Raw genomic sequence first — 21,600 nt, forward strand, 5'->3', positions numbered from 1 at the left:
TTCCGCGCTGCCGAGACGGTCCGCTGTTCGGTATAAAAGTGTTCTCACGGATCACCTGGAAATGGATCGGCGCGATTCCCCTCCGCCGCCGTTCGATCTATTGTTGCGCCGCCCCGCGCGCCTGACCGATGCGCCGCGAATCCAGGAGGGCACCATGCCGCACGGTGCAAGAACGAGCCTCGCAGCCCTCATCCTGCTCCTCGGTGCCGGAGGCGCCTCCGCCGAACCCGCACAGGGCACCACTTGGAAGGACCCGCCGGCCCACAAGCCGGCCGCCGAGAAGGTCCCAGCGACGGACCGGACCGCCGCCACGCCGACCCAGACCGCGTCGACACCCGCCGCCGCGTCCCAGCCTGTCCGGACGGCGCCCGTCCAACGCAAGGCGGTGGCGGCGCGGCGCGCTCCGGTGCGGCAGGCCGCGCACAAGACCGCCCCGCCGGCCAAACGGGTCGCCGCAACGGCACACCGGTCGCGCGTTGCCGCGGCACCCGCCAGGACGACCCGCGGCCGGCATTTCGTCGCCGCCGCGCCGCCACCGCCTCCGCCCGTCGAGAGTTACGCGCGATACCGGTCCTACGGGTATGGGCCGGGTTACGGCTTCACGCCGGGCTATACTGACGAGCGCCTGGACCGCCTGAGCAGCGCCGAGGCCGCCGGCTACCTCGTGGTGCGCGGCCGGACGGTGCAATACCCGGACGGCCGGACCCTGCGCGTCTATCGTCCCGGCGACGAAGGCGAGCCGTTCTGATCTGAGGGATCCGCAAAGACCTTCCGCAATGGTGCCCGCAGGATCTTCCCGGCGGGGTTGCGGGGCAGGAGCCCGTCCCAGACCACGACCCGCACCGGCACCTTGAAGGCCGCGAGCCGCTCGGCCACGAAGTCCCGGATCTCCTCCGGGCCGGTCCGGGCGCCCTCCGCCAGCGCCACGATGGCGCCGGGCTCCTCGCCGAGCGTCGGATGAGGCACCGGCAGCACCACGGCGTCGATCACGTCCGGATGCGCGTAGAGGGCGTTCTCGACCTCGCAACAATAGATGTTCTCGCCGCCGCGGATCAGCATGTCCTTGATCCGGTCGACGATCGTCAGAAAACCCTCGTCATCGGCCCGGGCGAGGTCGCCGGTGCGCAGCCAGCCGTCGGAGAGGACCTCCGCGGTGGCCTTCGGGTCGTCCCAGTAGCCGCGGACCACGTTGGGCCCCTTCACGCAGAGCTCACCGACGCTGCCCGGCGGCAGGTCCTGGCCGAGGGGGTCGACGATCCGCATCTCACAGACCGGCAGGGGCGGCCCGCAGGAATCCGGATGGGTGAGGTAATCCTCACCCTGGTGATGGGTGAAGGTCGCCGAGGTCTCGGTCATGCCCCAGCCGGTTCCGGGCACGACCCTGGGCAGAGCCTCGCCCAGGGTCCGCACGAGGTCGCCGGCGGCCGGGGCGCCGCCATAGGTCACGGAGTCGAGGCTCGGCAGCGCCCGCCCCGCCGCCTGGGCCGCCGTGGCCAGCTGCCACGCGATGGTCGGCACGCCGCCCGCGCTGGTGCAGCCCTCGGCCTCAATCAGGTCGAGGGCCTCATTCGCGTCCCAGCGGTGCATCATCACGAGGCGATGGCCGCCGTAGAGCGCCGCCCCGAGGCTCGCGTGGCAGCCGGTGACGTGGAACAGCGGGATCACCAAAAGCGCCGCGCGCTGCGGCGCGGAGGGATCGGGCCTCGGCGGCGTCTCGCCCCGGCGCAGGTAGGTGCGGGCGGCCGAGTAGGGGTAGGCCATCACGGTGGTGGCGGCCGCCCGGTGGGTGCCGACGGCGCCCTTCGGATGGCCGGTGGTACCGGAGGTGTAGAACAGGGTCGCGTCGTCCTCCGGATCGAGGGTGATGTCGGGCAGGGGCCCGTCCGGCAGCGAGGCCCAATCGGCCGACGGGCCGATCACCGCGATCAACGGCACCGCGCGCGAATCGGGCTCCATCCGGGTGGTGAAGACTCGCTCCAGCGCCGGGCACGCGGACAGGTGCGGGGCGATCCGTCCGAAACGCTCGCCGTCGGCGATCAGGACCCGCGCCCCGGAATGCCGGAGCCCGTAGGCGAGCTCCGGCCCAGTCCACCACGCGTTGAGCGGCGTTGCGATCGCCCCGGCGAGGAGCGCGCCGTAATAGCTCACCGGCCATTCGGGCAGGTTGCGCAGCGCGATGGCGACCCGGTCGCCCTTCCGCACGCCAGCCTCCACCAGGGCCCGCGCCAGGGCGGTGGCGGCGCGCGCGAAGCCCGTGAAGGTGACGCGCTCGTCGCGGTAGACCACGAAGGTCCTGTCCCCGTGCCCGCGGGCGATCAGGAACAGGTCGCGCAGGGTCGGCGGCGCCTTCACCCAGATCCGGGTCGGCACGCCCCGCATCTCGATCGTCGCGATCTCGAAGGGCGCGCCCGGGGCGGTGAGCCGCGCTTCCGCGTCGCGAAGCGGCAGGGCCGGCCAGCCAGGAGGAATGCGGGGATCGGGGCTCATCGGGAGATCGTGACGCCGCCATCGATCACGAGGGCCTGGCCGGTGACGAACCGGCCCGCCGGGGAGGCCAGGAACACGGCCGCACCGGCGATCTCGTCGGGCTCGCCGATCCGTCGCAGGGGCGCGGTGGCCGTGGTGGCGGCCAGCATCTCGGGATCCTCCCACAGGGCCCGGGCGAAATCGGTGCGGATCAGCCCCGGGCAGAGGCAGTTCACCCGGACGTTGGCGGGCCCGTACTCCACCGCGTAGTTGCGGGCGAGCTGGAGGTCGGCGGCCTTCGAGACGTTGTAGGCGCCGATCACCGGTGAGCCCTTCAGCGCCCCGATGGAGGAGACGATGACGATCGCGCCGTCCCGCCGCGCCACCATGCCGGGGGCGACCATCTGGATCAGCCAGTGGTTCGACAGGACGTTGTTTTCCAGGATCTTGCGAAACTGCGCGTCGGTGATCTCGGCGAGCGGCCCGTAATAGGGGTTACTGGCGGCGTTGCAGACCAGCACGTCGACCGGACCGAACCGCGCCTCGGTCCGGGCGACCAACTCATCCAGCTCCGCCTTCACCGAGATGCTCGCCGGGATTGCGATGGCGCGGCCAGCCCCGTGCGCGGCCTCGATCTCGGCCACCACCGCCTCGCAGGCCTCGCGCTTGCGCGAGGAGATCACCACCCGGGCGCCATGCTCGGCCATCCGCAGGGCGATCGCCCGGCCAATGCCCCGAGACGAACCGGTGATGAGCGCGACCTTACCGGTCAGATCGAACAGCGACATGGCACAGCTCTGCTCTGGATAGACCGGCGCACACGCCCTCCATTCCCGTTTCGTGGGCTCCGATGGTCGCGCACCAGCCGTTGCCATCCGCGACGCGCCCCCTCTCCCGCTCGGGAGGGGGGGGTCCACGCCACATCCGGCCGCCGATTGAGATGCTCGTCACCGACCACCGTCACGCCTCCGGCTCCGCCAGCATCGACCGGCGCAGGCGCGCCATGCCGGCGAGCCAGCGCTCGGGATCCTGGGCCCGGCGGCGGGCATATTCCGCCACATGCGGGTGCGGCAGGATCAGGAAGCGCCCGGCCGCGAGCCCGTCTAGGGCGGCCGCGGCCACCGCCTCCGGCGCCAGCACGCCGTCGCGCGACGCGGCGCTGGCAGCCCCCAGCATGGCGGTGTCGACGCCCTGCGGGCACAGGGCGGCGACCCGGATCCCGTCCTCGGCATGGGCGATGGCGAGGTGCTCCAAGAAGGCCAGCGCCGCGTGCTTGGTCGCCGAATAGGTGGCGCTGCCGATCTGGCTCAGCAGCCCGGCCGCCGAGACGGTGCCGAGGAACGCGCCCCCGTCCCTGGCGCGCCAGAGCGGAACCAGCACCCGCGCCGCGTGGACATGGCCCATCACGTTCACCGACCAGGATCGCGCCCAGCTGTCCAAGTCCGCGGAAGTGGCGAGGTCCGGATCGGGATCGCGCTCCAGGATGCCGGCATTGGAGCAGTACAGGGCGATGGGCCCGATCTCGGACTCGATCCGCGCGAGGGTGGCGGCGACCGCGTCCGGATCCGCCACGTCGAGGGCGTAGGCCCGTCCGCCGAGCCGGACCGCCACGGCCTCCGCCCCGGCCCCATCCCGGTCGAGGGCGACAACCATCCCGCCTCGGGTCTGCGCGGCTTCGGCGAGCGCCCGGCCGATCCCCCGGGCAGCCCCCGTGACGGCGACGACACGGCCGGAAAGCTCCACGCTCAGGCCCCCGCCCGCTCAGCGAAGGCCCAGGCCGCGGCGGCGAGCTTCGGCACCCGCGCCGCCATGGCGGCCGCGTGTTCGCTCGCGGCGTTGCCGGCCTTCGCGCGGGCGGCCACGCCCTGGAGGATGCCCACCAGCCGGAACAGGTTGTAGGCGAAGTACCAGTCGAGATCGGGCAGGTCCGCGCGATCCGCCGCCCTGCAGTAGAGCGCCACCGCCTCGTCCCGGGTGGGGATGCCGAGCGCCGTCAGGTCGAGGCCGCCGAGTGCGCTACGCCCGTCGGCGGGCAGCTCCCATTGCATCAGCAGGTAGCTGAAATCGGCGAGCGGGTCGCCGAGCGTCGACAGCTCCCAGTCGAGCACCGCGCAGGCCGAGCCGTCCCGGCAGAAGATCAGGTTGTCCAGGCGGTAATCGCCGTGGACCACGCACGCGCCCTGCTGCTCCGGCACGGTGCGGGGCAGCCACGCGATCAGGCGCTCGACATCCTCCAGGCGCCCGTCCTCGGCGGCGCGGTACTGGCGGGTCCAGCGGTCGACCTGCCGGGCGAAGTAGTTGCCGGGCCGGCCGTAATCGGAGAGCCCCGCCGCCTCCGGGTCGATGGCGTGAAGGCGCGCCAGCGTGGCGATCATGCCGGAATAGTGCCGGTGGCGGGCATGCGGGTCGAGGCCCGGCAGGGCGCCGTCCCAGTGCACCGTGCCGTCCACCGCCTCCATCACGTAGAAGGCCGCGCCGATGACGTCCGGGTCCTCGCAGAGCGCGAAGGGGCGCGGCACCGGGAAACCCTCGCCGTAGAGGGCGCCGATCACCCGGAACTCGCGCTCCACCGCGTGGGCGGAGGGCAGGAGCTGGCCGAAGGGCTTGCGCCGCAGCACGTAGGCCTGACCCGGCGTGTCGAGCCGGTAGGTCGGGTTCGACTGGCCGCCGCGGAACTGCTGCACGGTGAGCGGCCCCGAGAAGCCCCGGACATGCTCCGCCATCCAGGCGGCGAGCCGCGCCTCGTCGATCCGGTGGCGCGGCTCGACCGGCTTCACGCCGGAAAAGGTATCGGCGTCGCTCATGCGCGTTCCGCCTCGCGGGCATTGGTGTAGCGCCCGAATTCGAGCCGGGCGATCGCGCGGTTGTGCACCTCGTCGGGCCCGTCGGCGAGCCGCAGGGTGCGGATATGGGCGTACATCTTGGCGAGCCCGAAATCCTCCGAGACCCCGGCCCCGCCATGGGCCTGGATGGCGTCGTCGATCACTTTCAGCGCCACCCGGGGGGCCGCGACCTTGATCATGGCGATCTCGAGCTTGGCGCCCTTATTGCCGACCTTGTCCATCATGTCGGCGGCCTTCAGGCAGAGGAGACGAGTCATCTCGATATCGATCCGTGCCTCCGCGACCCGCTGCTCCCAGATCGACTGCTCGCTGATCCGCTTGCCGAAGGCGACCCGCGAAACGAGCCGGCGGGCCATGGCCTCGAGCGCCACCTCGGCCGCCCCGATGGTGCGCATGCAGTGGTGGATGCGGCCGGGACCCAGGCGCCCCTGCGCGATCTCGAAGCCGCGACCTTCGCCGAGGATCAGGTTCTCGGCCGGGACGCGGACATTCTCCAGCACCACCTCGCCGTGGCCCTTGGGCGCGTCCTCGTAGCCGAAGACCGGCAGCAGGCGCTCCACCCGGACCCCCGGCGTGTCCATGGGGACGAGGATCTGCGATTGCTGCCGGTGGCGCGGCGCCTCCGGGTCGGTCTTGCCCATCAGGATCGCGATCCGGCAGCGCGGGTCGCCGACGCCGGTGGACCACCATTTGCGGCCGTCGATGACGTAGTGGTCACCGTCGCGGCGGATCGACGTGCTGATGTTGGTGGCGTCCGAGGAGGCGACCTCCGGCTCGGTCATCAGGAAGGCCGAGCGGATCTCGCCCGCCATCAGGGGCTTCAGCCACCTGTCCTTCTGGGCCGCGGTGCCGTAGCGGTGCAGCACCTCCATGTTGCCGGTGTCGGGCGCCGCGCAGTTGAACACCTCCGAGGCGATCCCGAGGCGGCCCATCTCCTCGGCGCAGAGCGCGTAGTCGAGGTTGGTCAGGCCGGCGCCGCGGTAGTCCGCAGTGTCGTGCTCGGGGGAGGGCGGCAGGAACAGGTTCCACAGGCCCTCGGCCTTCGCCTTCTCCTTCAGCCGCTCCATCGTGGGCGAGGGCGCCCGGCTCCCGGCGCGCTCGGCCGCCACCGCGGCCGCCGCGGGCATGATCTCGGCGGCGATGAAGGCGCGCACGCGCCCGAGCCAGTGCGTCTGGGACTGGGAGAGGTTGAAGTCCACGGCGTCTGCTCCGCTCAGGCCGGGCCCCTCGCGCGGCCTCGACACTCGGTCCGTCCGATCCAGCCCTCATCCTGAGGCACCCGCGCCAGCGGGCCTCGAAGGAGACCTCCAGGGGCCGCCGCGATTCCTGGAGGCTTCCTTCGAGGGCTAAGCTGCGCTCCGCCGCCTCAGGATGAGGGCATGGGTTGGACGCACGGGTTTCGTCACAGATACGCCGACCCCATTTCGCTGGCGAAGCGCTCCGGCGGTCCCTCCCAGACGATCCGGGCCTGCTCCAGCACGTAGACCCGGTCGGCGTGCGGCAGCGCGAAGGTGACGTTCTGCTCGCCCAGCAGCACCGTGATCGGCGTGGTCTGGCGCAGCTTCTCCAGCGCCTTCGAGAGCAGTTCCAGTATTACCGGGGCGAGGCCAAGCGTCGGCTCGTCGAGGATTAGGAGTCGCGGGCGCATCATCAGCGCCCGGGCGATGGTGAGCATCTGCTGCTCGCCGCCCGAGAGGGTGCGGGCGCTCTGCGTCTCGCGGGCCTTCAGGATCGGGAACAGCTCGTAGAGCCACTCGCGCTGCTTGGCGCTCTCGGCCTTCGGGAAATGCTGGCCGCCGAGGTCGAGATTCTCGCGCACGCTGAGGTCGCCGAACAGCTCGCGGGTCTCGGGCACCTGGACGATGCCGGCCCGGGCGATGGCGGCGGGCTTCATGCGGGCGAGGTCATGGCCGTCGAACCGGATCGTTCCAGTATGCGGCACGAGGCCCGAGATGGCGTTGAACAGGGTCGTCTTGCCGGCACCGTTCAGGCCGACCACCGAGACGAACTCGCCCTCGTGGACGTGGATCGAGGCGCCGCGCAGCGCCTGCGCCTTGCCGTAGAGCACGTCGACGCCCTCGACGGTCAGCAGCGAGTCGGGCTTGAAGGCCGCCTCGGGCCGGGCCGCCGTCTCGATGCTGCCGCCGAGATAGACCCGGCGCACGGTCGGGTCGGCCATGACCGACTCGGCCGAGCCCTCGGCGATGCGCTCGCCGAGATACATCGCGAAGACCCGGTCCACGAGGGCCGAGACGCTCTTCACGTTGTGGTCGACGAGGAGCACGGCCTTGCCCTCGTCCCGGAATCCCCGGATCAGCTCCGAGAAGGAGGCGACCTCGCCGCCGGTCAGGCCGGCGAAGGGCTCGTCGACCAGCACAACCCGTGGGTCGCGGGCGATGGCCTTGGCGAGTTCCAGCCGGCGCAGATCCGCGAAGGGCAGGGTGCCGGGGCGCCGGTCGGCCACCGCGCCGAGGCCGACGCGCTCGGCGATGTCTCGCGCGCGCCGCGCCACATGCGGGTCGGCGGCCAACCGGATCAGGCTGTCGGGCAGGAGTGCGAGGCTGATGTTCTCCAGCACCGTCTGCCGCTGGAGCGGCCGCGCGTGCTGGAAGACGAGGCCGATCCCTAAGCGGGCGACCCGGTGGGCCGGCATCCCGCCGATCTCGTGCCCGTCCAGGCGGATCGAGCCGGCGCTCGGACGCTCCAGCCCCATGATCAGCTTCATCACGGTGGACTTGCCCGAGCCGTTCGGCCCGATCAGGCCGAGGATCTCGCCGGGCCGCAGATCGAGATCGATGTCCTTGACAGCGACGAGGCCGCCGTAGCGCTTGGTCAGGCCGCGCACGCTCAGGCAGGGCTCGGTCGCGACCGGGGACACGGCCAGCGGGGGCGTGGGCCTCACAGCGACGGTCATCACGCTCTCCGCAGGGATGCGAGGCCCAGCAGCCCCGACGGCACGAACAGGATCACGAGGAGCGCCACCGCCGAGACCACGAAGGTCGAGAGCGCGCCGAGCGGCCGCAGCAATTCGCCCGCCGCGATCAGGAACACGGCGCCCAGCGCAGCGCCCACGATGGTGCGACGTCCGCCCAGCACCGCCGCGATGATCACCTGCACGCCCACCGCCGTGTCAATGAGCGTGCCCACCGAGGCGGTGCCCATGTAGAAGACCACCAATCCGCCCGCGAGCCCCGAGAAGGCGGCGCTGACCGCGAAGGCCGCGAGCTTGTGCTTGGCGACGTTGAAGCCGAGCGCCCCGGTCACCACCGGATCCTGCCCGGCGGCCTGGAGGATCAGCCCCGCGGGCGAGCGGGCGATGGCGGTGAGGATCAGCCCCGAGACCGCCATGAAGCCCAGCGCCAACCAGTAATTGGTGTCGGCGTCGATCGAGATGACATCGGGCACCGTCAGTCCGATCTCGCCCCCGGTGAGGTCGGAGAACACGACGATCATGTTCTGCAGGAGCAGGACTGCCACCAGGGTGATCAGCCCGAAATAGGGGCCGCGCACCTTGAGCGCCGGCAGCGCCAGGGCGAGGCCGCCGACCACGGCGAGGAGCGTCCCGGCCGCGAGGCAGTAGGGGATCGGCAGCGCGTAGCGGTTGTTGAGGATCCCGGCGCCGTAGGCCCCGAGCCCAACCAGGAACGTCGGGCCGAAGTTCACCTCGCCGGCGAAGCCGAAGAGCAGGTCCCAGGCCATGGCGAACACGCCGAAATAGTAGGCGATGGTCAGGAGGCCGAGGATGTAGCCGGAGACCCACCAGGGCAGGGTGGCGGCGAGCGCGACGGCGAGGATCGCGATCCAGAAGCCGGGTGCGGCGAGAAGCTTCATGGCGTGGCCTCGCACAGGGAAGCGGCCGGCCTCGTCCGCCGCCCGGCCCGATCGCATCCAGCCCCCTCATCCTGAGGTGCCGCGGCAGCGGCCTCGAAGGAGGGTTCCAGGTATCGCGCGGCCGGCCGGAACCCTCCTTCGAGGGCTCCGCTCCGCTCCGCCACCTCAGAATGAGGGCGCGGGCGGGACGAGGCTGGTGGAATGCGGAACACCATCACCGCCGCCCCAGCAGGCCCTGCGGGCGCAGGTACATGACGGCGACGAGGAGCAGCAGCGCCGGGATCACCCGGTAGGCGGGGGAGATCAGGTAGGCGGTGGCGGTCTCGAGATAGCCGACCACATAAGCCGCGATCAGCGAGCCGGTGACGCTGCCCAAGCCCCCCAGCACCACGATCGAGAAGGCGCTCGCTGTGAGCGGCCCCACCGAGTAGGACGAGACGCCGAGGAACATCCCGAGCAGCACCCCGGCGATGCCGGCGAGCAGCCCGTAGATCGCCCAGACCGCCACGTAGATCCGCGCCATGTCGTGGCCGAGCAGCGTCACGCCGCGCGGGTTCATGGAGGCCGCGAGCAGGACCTTGCCGGCCCGCGCCCGGTTCACGAACAGCCACAGCAGGCCGATCACCACCCAGCAGATCACCGCGGTGAAGATCTCGTTCCGCGGCGTGCGGACCCCGGCGATCTCGATCACCCCCTCGACGATCGGCAGCACCGTCTTCGGGTTGTCGGTGAAGAAATAGGCGATCAGCTCCTGAATCATGATGCCCCAGAGCAGCGTGCCGGTCAGGACGAAGATCTCCTTCTCCTCCCGCGGGATCGCGCGGCTGCGCTCGATGGGCGCCACGATCGCGAAGTAGGTCACCAGCGCGCCGGCGAGCCCGCACAGCACGCCGATCACCGCCCCCGTGTAGGAGCCGAGGCCGAACAGCGCAGAGGCCGCCCAGGCTGCCACGGCGGCCATCACCATCAGGGCGCCGTGGGTGAGGTTGAGGACGCCCGAGACCCCGAAGATCAGGGTGAAGCCCATCGCGCCGAGCGCGTAGAGGGCCGAGATCGCGAAGCCGTCGACGAGGATCTGGAGGCCGATCACCGTGCTCTCCCGCCCCGACCTACTGGACCGCCGGCTTGACTGCGGGGGGCAGGACCATGGTCCCGTTGGCCGTCGCCGCCGGCCAGATCGACACCTGCTTCCCGTTCTGCCACTGCCCGAGCACGCTGGTCATCAGGCCGGGTCCGTACTGGATCGAGTGGGTGAAGGGCTCGTCCTTGCCGTAGAACTTGAGGTGCCCGACGGTACCGACCCAGTCGGTCTTCTCCAGGGCGTCCACGAGCTTGTCGGCCTCCGTGGAGGCCGCCCGCTTCACCGCATCCGCAACGTAATAGGTCGCATCGTACGCCATGAAACCCGCGTAGGACGGCGCCCCGCCGAAGCGCTTGGTGAAGGCCTCGGCGAACGGGATCGTCTTCTCGGTGAGCGCCACACCGGGCAGGGCTACGCTGTCGAACAGCACGCCCTGCGTGGCCCCGTTGGTGTTCGCCCAGAAGGTCGAGGAGGTCGCCTGGCCGCTGACCCCGGTCATGGCGATCGGCACCTGCTGGTTCTGCCACTGCACGGTCGGCTGCACCCCGACATGCGCGATGCCGGTGACGATCAGGTCCGGCTTGGCCGCCTCGATCTTGTTGTAGATCGGCGTGAAGTCGCCCGTGTCCGGCGAGAAGCGGACATGTTCCACCACCTTCAGCCCGGATTTCGGCAGGCACTCCTCGTAGGCGGCATCAAGCGGGCGGGTCCAGGCCGCGTCCTCGCTCATGATCGCCGCGGTCTTGGCCTTAAGCTTATCGACCAGTACCTCCTTGGCCGAATCGCAGACCGCCTGCGCGAGGGCGTGCGAGGTCAGGTAGCCGTGGAAGGTGTACTTGTTGCGGGCGTAGTCCTTGTGGACGGCGAGGCTGATCTCGTTGGAGGCGGCGCCGGGCGTGATCATCGGCGTCTTGAGCCGGGCGGCCCAGGGCATCAGGGCCAGCACCACCTCGGAGATGTAGCTGGCGATGACGAGGTTAACCTTGTCCTCGGAGACCGCCCGCTGGAAGGCCCGGACCGCGTCGGAGGCCGAACTCTTGTCGTCGTAGGTGACGACCTGGATCTGTCGCCCGTCGACGCCGCCCTTGGCGTTGATCTCATCGGCGGCGAGCTGCACCGCCTGCGGGATCGAGGCCCCGGCCACCGACTGCGCCTCGGCGATCACCCCGATCTTGATCGGGTCGGCAGCCCGCGCCGGTCCCGCCAGGATGGATCCCGCCGCCAGCAGCGCAGGCAGCATGCGCCGGATCTGAGCGCGCTCAGGGGCGCGCACGGTCTCGGTCATCAGCGTTTCCTCTCGGATCGCGCCCGAATTTTTTATTACCGGGCTTGGGACCGACTGTAGCCGCCACCCGGCGGATCACAAGGGGCAGGCGGCGCGGCGCGCGTAACGTTTCCGGCGAGTCGTACGCCACGGCGCTCCAGGGGCGACGACGGCGCCGGGACAGGTTTCACCGGGGCTGTCCTGTCCGCGCCCAGGCTTCCGGGGCCGTCCCCTGGGGCCTAGGCTTTCCCGGCACCGCGCAAGGCGGGCCCGACCACCTCATAGAAGGGCGGCAGACAGGTGAGGAATGCACGCGCGGCCGTGCCCGGGACCATCCCGGACCGCGGCGCCCGGCCATGCCGGGAGTCAAACCCTTGAGTCTCCGCTGGACCCGGCGGCCTGAGGGCTCGACCTGGGGGGATTTCGGCCCCGACGATGAATTCGGGCGCCTGAACCTGCTCACTCCCGAGAAGGTGCGACAGGGCGTCGCCGAGGTGCGCGCGGGGCTGACCTTCTGCCTCAGCCTGCCCCTCGACCTGCCGGGCGGCAACGTCCTGAACCCGCGCCGCCACCCGCCGCAGATCACCCCGACCCGCCGCGCCAACGGCCGGCCGAACATGAACTTTCCGGTCTGCGAGGAGGTCGACGGCGCCACCGACGTCATCTGCGACGACCGCGCGCTGATCCACCTGCAATACTCGACGCAGTGGGATTCGCTCGCCCATGTGGGCTCGCTCTTCGACGCGGACGGCACGGGGGCGGCGCCGACCTTCTACAACGGCTTCCGCGGCGGCCGGGACATCGTCGGGCCGGAGAGCGCCGAGGCGGCGGACCAGCCCTCCCGGGCGAAGCGCCTCGGCATCGAGCGGCTCGCCGAGAAGGGGATGCAGGGCCGCGCCGTAATGATCGACCTGCGTGCCCATCTCGGCGACGCCAAGACACGCGTCGGCTACGACCAGCTCGCCCGGATCCTGGAGGCCGACGGCGTCGTGGTGGAGCCCGGCGACATGGTCTGCCTGCACACGGGCTTCGCCGAGCGGCTGATCGCCATGGGCGGCGTTCCGGACCCGAAGCTGGTGCACAATCTCTGCGCCGGGCTCGACGGGCGGGACCCGCGTCTCCTCGACTGGATCACCCGCACCGGCCTGTGCGCGCTGATCGCCGACAACTATGCCGTTGAGGCCTACCCGGCCGGGCCGGGGCGCGCCTGCTGCGCGACGCTGCCGCTCCACGAGCACTGCCTGTTCAAGCTCGGGGTCAATCTCGGCGAGCTCTGGCATCTGACGCCGCTGGCCGACTGGCTGCGCGCGAACGGCCGGAACCGCTTCCTGCTGACCGCCCCACCGCTCCGCCTCCCAGGCGCCGTCGGCTCGCCGACGACGCCGATCGCCACGGTATGAGGGCAGAGCGTGATGGAACGGCGCAGTCCCACGCGCCCCCTTATCCCGGGGCGCCGGAGCGCGGCGGATGCGTCTGCTTCGCAGCACCTCAGGATGAGGACGCGGGTGGGATGGCGATACGCGGGGAGGAAGCGAACCACATGAGCGAGATCGCGATCATCGGCGGCGGCCTGATGGGGCACGGCATCGCCCTGGTCCTGGCGCTCCACGGGCATGCGGTGCGGATCACCGATACGGTCCCTGAAACCCGCGCGCGGGTGCCCGGCCTGATGGCCTCGGCGCTCGCCACCCTTCAGGAGGCCGGCGCCGCCCCGGAGGGCTGGGATGCCGACCGGCTGGCGCGGGCCGCCCGGGTCGAGGCGGAGCTGGAGACCGCCGTTGCGGGCGCCGGACTCGTCATCGAGGCGATCACCGAGAACCCGGAGGCGAAGCGCGCGCTCTTCGCGGAGCTCGACCGGCTCTGCCCGGCGGACGCGATCCTCGCCAGCAACACCAGCTACCTGGATGTCTTCCCGCTGATGCCGGAAGCCCGGCAGGCGCGGACGCTGATCTTGCACTGGTACACGCCGCCCTACATCGTCGACCTCGTCGACGTGGTGCCAGGGCCCGGCACGGACCCGGCCGTCATCGCGGCGATGGCCGACCTCGTGCGCGGCCTCGGGCAGGTCCCGATCGTGCTGAAGCGCTTCATCCCCGGCTACATTGCCAACCGCATCCAGCAGGCGATCAGCGCCGAGGTGTTCCGGCTCCTCGACGAGGGGATCGCCGCGCCGAAGGACATCGACGACGCGGTGATCCACGGGCTCGCCTTGCGCATCCCGATTCTCGGCCACCTCGCCAAGGCCGACTTCACCGGCCTGGAGCTGACGCAGCGCGCGCTCGCCAATGCGAGCTACGCGCCGCCGCCGCCGCGCACGCGCTCCGAGACCCTCGACGCGCTGTGCGCCGCCGGCCGGACCGGGGTGATGGCAGGCAAGGGCTACTTCGATTGGGGCGGGCGGGCGCCCGCGGACCTGTTCCGCGAGCGCGACCGCAAACTCCTGGCGCTCAAGCGGGCGATGGCCGGGATCGGCCGGATGGAGGGAACATGATCGGGGCGGATCTGTCCGGACGGCGCGTCCTCGTCACCGGAGCCTCGTCGGGCATCGGGCTGGCGACTGTGGAGATGTTCGCGCGCAACGGCGCCACGGTGGCGCTGAACCACCTGCCCGACGATGCCCGCGGCCCTGAAGAGGCCGCCCGGCTCGCCGAGGCGGGTCTCTCGGTGATCGCGCTGCCCGGGGACGTGTCCGCGCCCGGGGAGGCCGAGGCGATGGTGGCGGCCGGGATCGCGGCGCTGGGCGGTCTCGACGTGCTCGTCAACAATGCCGGGACGTCGGGCACGACCACGCCCATCGCGTTCGAGGACCTCGACGCGATGACCGAGGACTTCTGGGCCACGATCCTGGGGACCAACCTGCTCGGGCCGTTCCGCTGCGCCCGGGCCGCGGCGGCGGCGCTCAAGGCGAGCCGGGGCGCCATCGTCAACACCGCCTCGGTGGCCGGGCTCGGGCGGCGGGGCTCCTCGGTGGCCTATTCGGCGAGCAAGGCCGGGCTGATCAACCTCACCCGCAGCCTCGCCCGGGCGCTCGCCCCGGAGGTGCGGGTCAACGCGGTGGCGCCGGGCCTCGTCGCCACGCCCTGGACCGAGCCCTGGTCCGACGAGCGCAAGGCCTCGACCGTGGGGCGCACCATGCTCGGCCGCATGGCCCGGCCGGAGGATGTCGCCGAGACGATCTTCTTCCTCGCGGCGGGGGCGGCCTACATCACCGGCGAGACGATCACGGTGGACGGCGGGGCAATCTGAGAGCCCGGGAGGACACGCATGTCGAGCACCACCGTCATCACCTGCGCCCTCACGGGCTCCTTCGACACCCCGAAGAAGAACCCGGCCGTGCCGGTGAGTCCGAAGGCCATCGCCGAATCGGCGCTGGAGGCCGCCGCCGCGGGAGCCGCGGTGGTCCACATCCATGTCCGCGATCCCGAGACCGCCGCACCCAGCATGGAACTCGGCCATTACCGGGAGGTGGTGGAGCGGATCCGCGAGAAGAACGATGCCGTGATCCTCAACCTGACCACGGGGGCAGGGGGCCGGTTCGTCCCGGGCGATCCCGATCCGGCTGTGGCCGGCCCGGGCACCACTTTCGTGGCGCCGGAGGCGCGCACGCGGCACGTGGCGGCGCTCCGGCCGGAGATCTGCACCCTCGACATCGCCACGATGAACTTCGGCGAGCACCTGTTCCTGAACACCCCCGGCCACCTGCGGACGATGGCGGGGCAGATCCGGGAGGCGGGGGTGAAGCCGGAGATCGAGGTCTTCGACCTCGGCCAGATCGAGCTGGCCCGGCACCTCATCGCCGAAGGGTATCTGGCGCGCCCGCCCCTGTTCCAGATCTGCCTCGGCATCCCCTGGGGGGCGCCGGCGACGCCGGAGGCGCTGGTGGCGATGCGGGCCCGGCTGCCCGAGGACGCGATCTGGTCGGCCTTCGGCATCGGCCGGGAGGAATTCCCGATCCTGGCGGTGGCGGCCGGCATGGGCGGCAACGTCCGGGTCGGCCTGGAGGACAACCTCTACCTGTCCCGGGGCAAGCTCGCGCCGAGCAACGCCGCCCTGGTTGAGAAGGCGGTCAGCCTCCTCGCCCATCTCGACCGGGAGCCCGCCACGCCCGATCAGGCGCGGGCGATCTTCGGATTGGCGCCGCGGGGCTAGACCGCCCCCGTGGACGCCGCGCCTTTCCCCTCTGCGGGGGAGGGGAAAGGCGCGGCGCTGACGGATCGCCCGCATCCTCACGCGGGCCCGTATCAGCCGCCTTGCCCCATGGATATTCTGCATTCGGACGAATCCCGAGCGGCGATCAACGCCACCGGGTCAGCCATGACAGGGAGAGAAACATGACGGTCCGCCACCTCGCCGCGGGACTGCTGGGAACCTTGTGCGCGCTCGGCGCCGGCGCGGCGCTCGCGGCCGACCTCGTGCCGGTGAAGATCGGCGTGCTGAACGACCGCTCCGGCGTCTACTTCGATTCCACGGGCGAGGGCTCGGTGGTCGCCGCCCGCATGGCGGTCGAAGATTTCAAGCCGGAGGAACACGGCCTGAAGGTCGAGGTCGTGGCCGCCGACCACCAGAACAAGCCCGATGTGGGCGCCTCTGTCACCCGGCAATGGTACGACCGGGACGGCGTCGACGCGGTGTTCGACGTGCCGACCTCCTCGGTGGCTCTCGCCATCGCGCAGATCACCAAGGAGAAGAACAAGGCCTTCATCAACTCGGGCGGCGGCACCGCCGACCTCACCGGCCCGGCCTGCACGCCCAACACGGTGCACTGGACCTACGACACCGCGGCGCTCGCCAACGGCACCGGCAAGGCGATGCTCAAGCGCGGCGGCAAGACCTGGTACTTCATCACCGCCGACTACGCCTTCGGCCTCGCCCTGGAGCGCGACACCAAGGCCGTGGTGGAAAAGAACGGCGGCTCGGTCGTGGGCGGCGTGCGCACGCCCTTCCCGAACCCGGACTTCTCCTCTTTCCTCCTCCAGGCCCAGGCCTCCGGCGCCCAGGTGATCGGGCTCGCCGATGCCGGGTTGGATGCCGCCAACGCCATCAAGCAGGCGCATGAATTCGGCATCCGCCAGGGCGGCCAGAAGATCGCGGCCCTCCTGATCGCCATCACCGACATCCACTCCCTCGGCCTGGAGGTGGCCCAGGGCCTCGACTTCACGGCCTCGTTCTACTGGGATCTCAACGACGGCACCCGCGCCTTCGCGGAGCGGTTCGAGAAGCGCATGCCCGGCAAGAAGCCGACCTCGTACCAGGCGGGCGTCTATGCCAGCACGCTGCACTACCTGAAGGCGGTGGCGGCCCTGCATTCCGCCAAGGACGGCGCCGCCGTGGTGGCCAAGATGAAGGAGATGCCCACCGACGATCCCCTGTTCGGCAAGGGCACGATCCGGCCGGACGGGCGCAAGATCCACCCGATGTACCTGTTCGAGGCCAAGGCGCCCGCCGAGTCGAAGGGCGAGTGGGACCTCTACAAGGTGCTGGAGACGATCCCCGCCGAGCAGGCGTTCCGGCCGATGAGCGAGGGCGGCTGCCCGATGCTGGCACAGCAGACGGCGAAGTAGGGGACCCCGGGATATCCCGCCCCCCCTCATCCTGAGGCGCCGCGCAACGGCGTCGAAGGAGGGCTCCAGGGATCGCGCGGCCGGCTGGAGGGCTCCTTCGAGGCGGCCGCTGCGGCCCGCACCTCAGGATGAGGTCGGGAACAGGACGACTGCCCCTCAGGCTGCCCCGATTTGGTCGAGGGCGGCCATCGCCTCATCCGGAAGGCTCAGCGCGGCCGCCGCGAGGTTCTCGCGCAGGTGGCCGAGGGAGGAAGTCCCCGGGATCAGCAGGATGTTGGGCGCCCGGCGCAGCAGCCACGCGAGCGCCACCTGCATCGGCGTCGCGCCGAGCCCGGCCGCCACCTCGGACAGGGTGCTCGACTGGAGTGGGCTGAACCCGCCCAGCGGAAAGAATGGCACGTAGGCCGTCCCGGCCTTGGCGAGATCATCGATGAACCCGTCGTCGCCCCGGTGCGCGAGGTTGTACTGGTTCTGCACGCAGACGATGTCGGTGATCCGGCGCCCCTCGGCGACCTGCCGCGGCGTGGCGTTGCTCAGGCCGATCCGGCGGATCAGGCCCTGGTGCTGCAGCTCCGCCAGCACGGTGAGGGGTGCCTCGATCGAGCCCTCCGCCGGGCCGTGGACGTCGAACATCAGGCGCAGGTTGACCACGTCGAGGGCGTCCATCCCGAGGTTGCGCAGGTTGTCGTGGACGGCCTGGGTCAGTTCCGCGGCCGAGAAGGCCGGATTCCAAGAGGCGTCCGCGCCGCGCCTAGCGCCGACCTTGGTGACGATCACGAGGTCGTCGGGATAGGGGTGGAGCGCCTCGCGGATGACCTGGTTGGTGACGTGCGGCCCGTAGAAGTCGCTGGTGTCGATGTGGTCGACGCCCTGCGCCACGGCCTCGCGCAGCACCGCGACCGCGGTGGCGCGGTCCTTGGGCGGCCCGAACACCCCGGGCCCGGCAAGCTGCATGGCCCCGTAACCGAGCCGCTTCACGCTGCGGTCGCCGAGCTGGAACGTCCCGGCCTGCGCGATGTCGGTCATGGCGAATCTCCTGTTGGCGCCCGGATCTAGACGCGACGGACTGGACGGATAAGCCGCGACAATCGGCACGGCCTGTGCGGGTTTTCGAACGATGACGATGGATCTCGCGGATCTGACGGCCTTCATGACCGTGGCGCGGGCCGGCGGCTTCCGCGACGGCGCGCGTGCCAGCGGCGGGAGCGCGTCGAGCCTCAGCGAGGCGGTGCGTCGGCTGGAAGCGCGCCTCGGCGTCCGCCTGCTGCACCGGACCACGCGCAGCGTCGCGCCCACGGAGGCCGGTGCGCGCCTGCTCGAGCGGCTCGGTCCGGCTCTGGCCGAGGTGGAGTCCGCCCTCGACGTGGTGAACGGCTTCCGCGACCGGCCGGCCGGGACGCTCCGGCTGAACGTGCCGCTGAGCGCGGCACGCCTCGTCCTGCCGGCGATCGTCCCGTCCTTCCTGGCAGCCTACCCGGAGATCCGCCTGGAGGTGGTCGCCGAGGACGGGTTCGTCGACGTGCTCGAGGCGCGCTGCGACGCCGGCATCCGCTACGACGATCGGCTGGAGCAGGACATGATCGCCGTGCCGATCGGGCCGCGGCGGCAGCGCTTCGCCACCGCCGCCGCGCCGGCCTATCTCGAAAAGCGCGGCCGGCCGGCCCATCCGCGCGACCTGCTGGGCCATGCCTGCCTGCTCGGCCGGTTCCCGAGCGGCAGCCTGACGGCGCCATGGGAGTTCGAGCGCGACGGCGAGATCGTCCGCGTGGACCCGTCCGGGCCGCTGATCGTGCGCGTCGGTGCCAGCGACCTCGCGGTGGAAGCCGCGGTCGCGGGGACCGGGATCATCCACCTGTTCGAGGATTGGCTGCGCCCGCACCTCGACAGCGGCGCCCTGGAGCCGGTCCTGGAGCCCTGGTGGCAGGTCTTTCCGGGGCCGTTCCTGTACTATCCGGGCCGGCGGCACCTGCCGGCACCGCTGCGCGCCTTCGTAGACTTCATCGGGACCCGGCAGTCCGGCCTCACTCCGGCAGTTCGAACACCGTGAGCTGCCCGCCCGGCGCCGTGTACTGCGACAGGGCCGCGTAGCCGCCCACCGCTCCCGAACCGTCGGCGGGATCGGTGAGCCCGGCCGCCAGCCCGATCCCGGCCCAGCCGCCGACGCCGGAGAGCACGGCCACGTATTGTTTTCCGGCGTGCAGGTAGGTGGTGACGTTGCCGACGATGCCGGACGGCGTCTTGAACCGGTAGAGCTCGTGCCCGTCCCGGGCATCGACCGCCTTCAGGTAGCCTTCGAGGGTGCCGTAGAAGACCACGTCACCCGCGGTGGCGAGCGCCCCCGACCAGACCGAGAAGGACTCCGGGATCGTCCACGCGATCCGGCCCTGAGCGCCGTCCCAGGCGATGAACGCCCCGGTCCTGTCGGTGCCCTCCGGCGGGTGCAGGGTGAGCGTCGCACCGACATAGGGCTGACCGGGCGTGTAGGTGACGCGGAACGCCTCGTAATCCATGCACATGTGGTTGGTCGGCACGTAGAACAGGCGCGTCACAGGCGAATAGGCAGCGGGCTGCTGGTTCTTGGCGCCGAGCGCGCCGGGGCAGATGTTTTTCGTCGTTTCGTCCTCGTCGGCCTCGCCCGGCGCGTAGCGCTTGTCGACCACCGGGCGGCCGTAATCGAGGGCGGCCGGATCCATGGCGATCCGACGCGCCCAGTTGACGCTCGGGTCGAATTTTTCCGCCACCAGCCACTCGCCCGTGGCCCGGTCCAGCGTGTAGCCGAAGCCGTTGCGGTCGAAATGGGTGAGCACCTTGCGGAAGCGCCCGCCGATCTCCTGCTCGGTGAGGATCATCTCGTTGACGCCGTCGTAGTCCCACTGATCGTGGGGCGTCATCTGGTAGACCCAGCGGGCGAGGCCGGTATCGGCATCGCGGGCGATGATTGCCATGGACCAGCGGTTGTCGCCCGGGCGCTGCGCCGGGTTCCAGGTCGAGGGATTGCCGGTGCCGTAATAGACGAGGTTCAGCTCCGGATCGTAGGCGAACCAGCCCCAGCTACAGGCGCCGCCGGTCCGCCACTGGTCGCCCTCCCAGCTCTTCAGGGAGGAATCCTTCCCGATCGGGCGCCCGAGCTCGGTGGTCTTCTCCGGGTCGACCAGCATGTCGGCATCCGGCCCGGTGGCGTAGGCGCGCCAGAGGCGCTGGCCCGTCGCCTGGTCGTAGGCGGTGACGTGGCAGCGCGCCCCGTACTCGCCCCCTGCGAGGCCGACGATGAGCTTGCCATGGACAGGCAGGACCGTGGCGGTGTTGGTCTCGCCGCGGCCCGGATCGCCGTTCTTCACCGACCACAGCACCCCGCCCGTCTCCGGGTCGAGGGCAACGACCGTCGTGTCGGCCTGCTGCAGGAACAGGCGTCCGTCCGCGTAGGCGAGGCCGCGCGAGACCGTGTCGCAGCACATCACGGCGATCACGCTGGAATCCTGCCGCGGGGCGTAGCGCCACAGGATCCGGCCATCGTGATCGAGGTCGAGGGCGTACACGATGTTCGGGAACGGCGTGTGCACGTACATCACGTGCCCGACCACGATCGGTGCCCCCTCGTGACCGCGCAGCACGCCGGTGGAGAAGGTCCACGCCACCTTGAGCCGCGAGACGTTGCCGGCGTTGATCCGGCCGAGATCCGAATAGCGGGTGTTGGCGTAGTCCAGGGTCTGGAGGACCGGCCCCTCCTCCGCCGACGCCACACCGGCCAGCAGGGCGAGCGGCAGGGCCGCGAGAATCGGAACACGCATCCTTGGGATCCTCATCGCCGCGCGGGCACCTCTGCGCTCGATCCCGCCCGGGCCGCCTACATGCGCCGCTGGACGATGTCCTCGGCCTGGGGATCGGGCTCGTGGCCGGCCTCGCGCAGCATCGGCACCACCGCACCCGCCTCCCGGGCGACGAGGTAGCTCAGATCGAGCCCCTCGCGGATGAAGCCGTGGCCGCGCATGTGGTCGAACAGTGCCAGCAGCGGCGCCCAGAAGCCGGCGACCGAGATCAGAATCACCGGCTTCCGGTGCCGCCCGAGCTGCGCCCAGGTCAGCTGCTCCACCAGCTCCTCCAGGGTGCCGATGCCGCCGGGCAGCGTCACGAAGGCATCTGAGCGCTCGAACATGAGGCGCTTGCGGGTGTGCATGTCGGGCACCACCACGGTCTCCTGGACGTCGTCGAGCATGTGCTCCCGCGCTTGGAGGAAGTCCGGGATGATGCCGGTGACGTGGCCGCCGGCGGCGAGCGCCGCCCGTGCCACCGTGCCCATCAGGCCGACATCGCCGCCGCCGTAGACGAGGCGCATCCCGGCCTCCGCGAGGGTGGTCCCGAGGACCTCCGCGGCCTCGCGGAAGGCGGGGTCCCGGCCGAAGCCGGAGCCGCAATAGACACAGACTGTCCTCACCGGGGCCATCCGGCGCCCTCCATCACGCGTCCGTTGCGAGCCGTCCAGGAATTGCCCCGCGCCCGGCGCTCCACGCGCCAAACTGCTGAATTCGCGTGGGATTCACCCGCCTGAGCGGCGGG

Annotated in this window: 19 protein-coding genes; 7 read left to right on the forward strand and 12 right to left on the reverse strand. The window is 71.1% G+C overall.

Going from position 1 to position 21,600, the window contains the following annotated elements; translation table 11 throughout:
* Nucleotides 1-154: 154 nt before the first annotated feature.
* The gene (locus ACYCO6_RS12765) at nucleotides 155-748 is read left to right on the forward strand and encodes a hypothetical protein (RefSeq protein WP_459772127.1); all 594 of its coding nucleotides are present in this window, start codon (nucleotides 155-157) and stop codon (nucleotides 746-748) included.
* Here ACYCO6_RS12765 and ACYCO6_RS12770 read toward each other — a convergent pair.
* From ACYCO6_RS12770 to ACYCO6_RS12810, 9 genes are all read right to left on the reverse strand, one after another.
* The gene (locus ACYCO6_RS12770; protein WP_459772128.1) at nucleotides 715-2,487 is read right to left on the reverse strand and encodes a class I adenylate-forming enzyme family protein; all 1,773 of its coding nucleotides are present in this window, start codon (nucleotides 2,485-2,487) and stop codon (nucleotides 715-717) included. The two genes, ACYCO6_RS12765 and ACYCO6_RS12770, sit on opposite strands and share 34 nt — an antisense overlap.
* Complete coding sequence (locus tag ACYCO6_RS12775; RefSeq protein WP_459772129.1) at nucleotides 2,484-3,254, reverse strand: SDR family NAD(P)-dependent oxidoreductase; 771 nt, start codon at nucleotides 3,252-3,254, stop codon at nucleotides 2,484-2,486. Before ACYCO6_RS12775 ends, ACYCO6_RS12770 begins: the two co-directional genes overlap by 4 nt.
* Before the next feature lie 172 nt (nucleotides 3,255-3,426).
* Nucleotides 3,427-4,209, reverse strand: coding sequence for an SDR family oxidoreductase (locus tag ACYCO6_RS12780; protein ID WP_459772130.1), 783 nt, complete (start codon nucleotides 4,207-4,209; stop codon nucleotides 3,427-3,429).
* A 2-nt stretch (nucleotides 4,210-4,211) separates the two neighbouring features.
* On the reverse strand, nucleotides 4,212-5,270 hold the full coding sequence (locus ACYCO6_RS12785) for a phosphotransferase family protein (RefSeq protein WP_459772131.1): 1,059 nt from the start codon (nucleotides 5,268-5,270) through the stop codon (nucleotides 4,212-4,214).
* Entirely contained in the window at nucleotides 5,267-6,508 is a 1,242-nt protein-coding gene (locus ACYCO6_RS12790; protein WP_459772132.1) for an acyl-CoA dehydrogenase family protein, read from the reverse strand. Before ACYCO6_RS12790 ends, ACYCO6_RS12785 begins: the two co-directional genes overlap by 4 nt.
* A gap of 203 nt (nucleotides 6,509-6,711) precedes the next feature.
* The gene (locus ACYCO6_RS12795) at nucleotides 6,712-8,223 is read right to left on the reverse strand and encodes an ATP-binding cassette domain-containing protein (RefSeq protein WP_459772133.1); all 1,512 of its coding nucleotides are present in this window, start codon (nucleotides 8,221-8,223) and stop codon (nucleotides 6,712-6,714) included.
* On the reverse strand, nucleotides 8,223-9,140 hold the full coding sequence (locus ACYCO6_RS12800; protein ID WP_459772134.1) for a branched-chain amino acid ABC transporter permease: 918 nt from the start codon (nucleotides 9,138-9,140) through the stop codon (nucleotides 8,223-8,225). Before ACYCO6_RS12800 ends, ACYCO6_RS12795 begins: the two co-directional genes overlap by 1 nt.
* A 214-nt stretch (nucleotides 9,141-9,354) precedes the next feature.
* A complete protein-coding gene (locus tag ACYCO6_RS12805; protein ID WP_459772135.1) occupies nucleotides 9,355-10,230 on the reverse strand; it encodes a branched-chain amino acid ABC transporter permease in 876 nt (291 codons plus the stop codon).
* 19 nt (nucleotides 10,231-10,249) lie between these two features.
* Nucleotides 10,250-11,506 carry an ABC transporter substrate-binding protein gene (locus ACYCO6_RS12810; protein WP_459772136.1) on the reverse strand — a complete coding sequence of 419 codons (1,257 nt, stop codon included), beginning with the start codon at nucleotides 11,504-11,506 and terminating at the stop codon, nucleotides 10,250-10,252.
* 353 nt (nucleotides 11,507-11,859) lie between these two features.
* Here ACYCO6_RS12810 and ACYCO6_RS12815 point away from each other — a divergent pair, with 353 nt between their 5' ends.
* The 5 genes from ACYCO6_RS12815 to ACYCO6_RS12835 all read left to right on the forward strand — a co-directional run bounded on the left by ACYCO6_RS12815 (nucleotide 11,860) and on the right by ACYCO6_RS12835 (nucleotide 17,046).
* On the forward strand, nucleotides 11,860-12,885 hold the full coding sequence (locus ACYCO6_RS12815; RefSeq protein ID WP_459772137.1) for a cyclase family protein: 1,026 nt from the start codon (nucleotides 11,860-11,862) through the stop codon (nucleotides 12,883-12,885).
* 140 nt (nucleotides 12,886-13,025) lie between these two features.
* Nucleotides 13,026-13,976: a 3-hydroxyacyl-CoA dehydrogenase family protein gene (locus ACYCO6_RS12820; protein WP_459772138.1), complete on the forward strand. Its 951-nt coding sequence runs from the start codon at nucleotides 13,026-13,028 to the stop codon at nucleotides 13,974-13,976.
* Nucleotides 13,973-14,731: an SDR family NAD(P)-dependent oxidoreductase gene (locus ACYCO6_RS12825; RefSeq protein ID WP_459772139.1), complete on the forward strand. Its 759-nt coding sequence runs from the start codon at nucleotides 13,973-13,975 to the stop codon at nucleotides 14,729-14,731. The genes ACYCO6_RS12820 and ACYCO6_RS12825 overlap by 4 nt, the downstream gene beginning before the upstream one ends.
* Before the next feature lie 18 nt (nucleotides 14,732-14,749).
* Nucleotides 14,750-15,634 carry a beta-keto acid cleavage family enzyme gene (locus ACYCO6_RS12830; RefSeq protein WP_459772140.1) on the forward strand — a complete coding sequence of 295 codons (885 nt, stop codon included), beginning with the start codon at nucleotides 14,750-14,752 and terminating at the stop codon, nucleotides 15,632-15,634.
* A gap of 182 nt (nucleotides 15,635-15,816) precedes the next feature.
* Nucleotides 15,817-17,046 carry an ABC transporter substrate-binding protein gene (locus tag ACYCO6_RS12835; protein ID WP_459772141.1) on the forward strand — a complete coding sequence of 410 codons (1,230 nt, stop codon included), beginning with the start codon at nucleotides 15,817-15,819 and terminating at the stop codon, nucleotides 17,044-17,046.
* A gap of 156 nt (nucleotides 17,047-17,202) precedes the next feature.
* On the opposite strand, the gene ACYCO6_RS12840 is transcribed toward ACYCO6_RS12835, so the two are convergent.
* Nucleotides 17,203-18,072 carry an aldo/keto reductase family oxidoreductase gene (locus ACYCO6_RS12840; RefSeq protein WP_459772142.1) on the reverse strand — a complete coding sequence of 290 codons (870 nt, stop codon included), beginning with the start codon at nucleotides 18,070-18,072 and terminating at the stop codon, nucleotides 17,203-17,205.
* 91 nt (nucleotides 18,073-18,163) lie between these two features.
* On the opposite strand from ACYCO6_RS12840, the gene ACYCO6_RS12845 reads away from it, so the two are divergent.
* Nucleotides 18,164-19,093, forward strand: coding sequence for a LysR family transcriptional regulator (locus ACYCO6_RS12845; protein ID WP_459772143.1), 930 nt, complete (start codon nucleotides 18,164-18,166; stop codon nucleotides 19,091-19,093).
* Here ACYCO6_RS12845 and ACYCO6_RS12850 read toward each other — a convergent pair.
* Both ACYCO6_RS12850 and ACYCO6_RS12855 read right to left on the reverse strand, forming a co-directional pair.
* Nucleotides 19,068-20,834: a methanol/ethanol family PQQ-dependent dehydrogenase gene (locus tag ACYCO6_RS12850; RefSeq protein WP_459772144.1), complete on the reverse strand. Its 1,767-nt coding sequence runs from the start codon at nucleotides 20,832-20,834 to the stop codon at nucleotides 19,068-19,070. The genes ACYCO6_RS12845 and ACYCO6_RS12850 overlap by 26 nt on opposite strands.
* Before the next feature lie 56 nt (nucleotides 20,835-20,890).
* Nucleotides 20,891-21,487, reverse strand: a complete 597-nt coding sequence (locus ACYCO6_RS12855; RefSeq protein ID WP_459772145.1) for an LOG family protein — start codon at nucleotides 21,485-21,487, stop codon at nucleotides 20,891-20,893.
* Nucleotides 21,488-21,600: the final 113 nt, after the last annotated feature.

The organism is Methylobacterium sp. CM6257 (assembly GCF_054611515.1).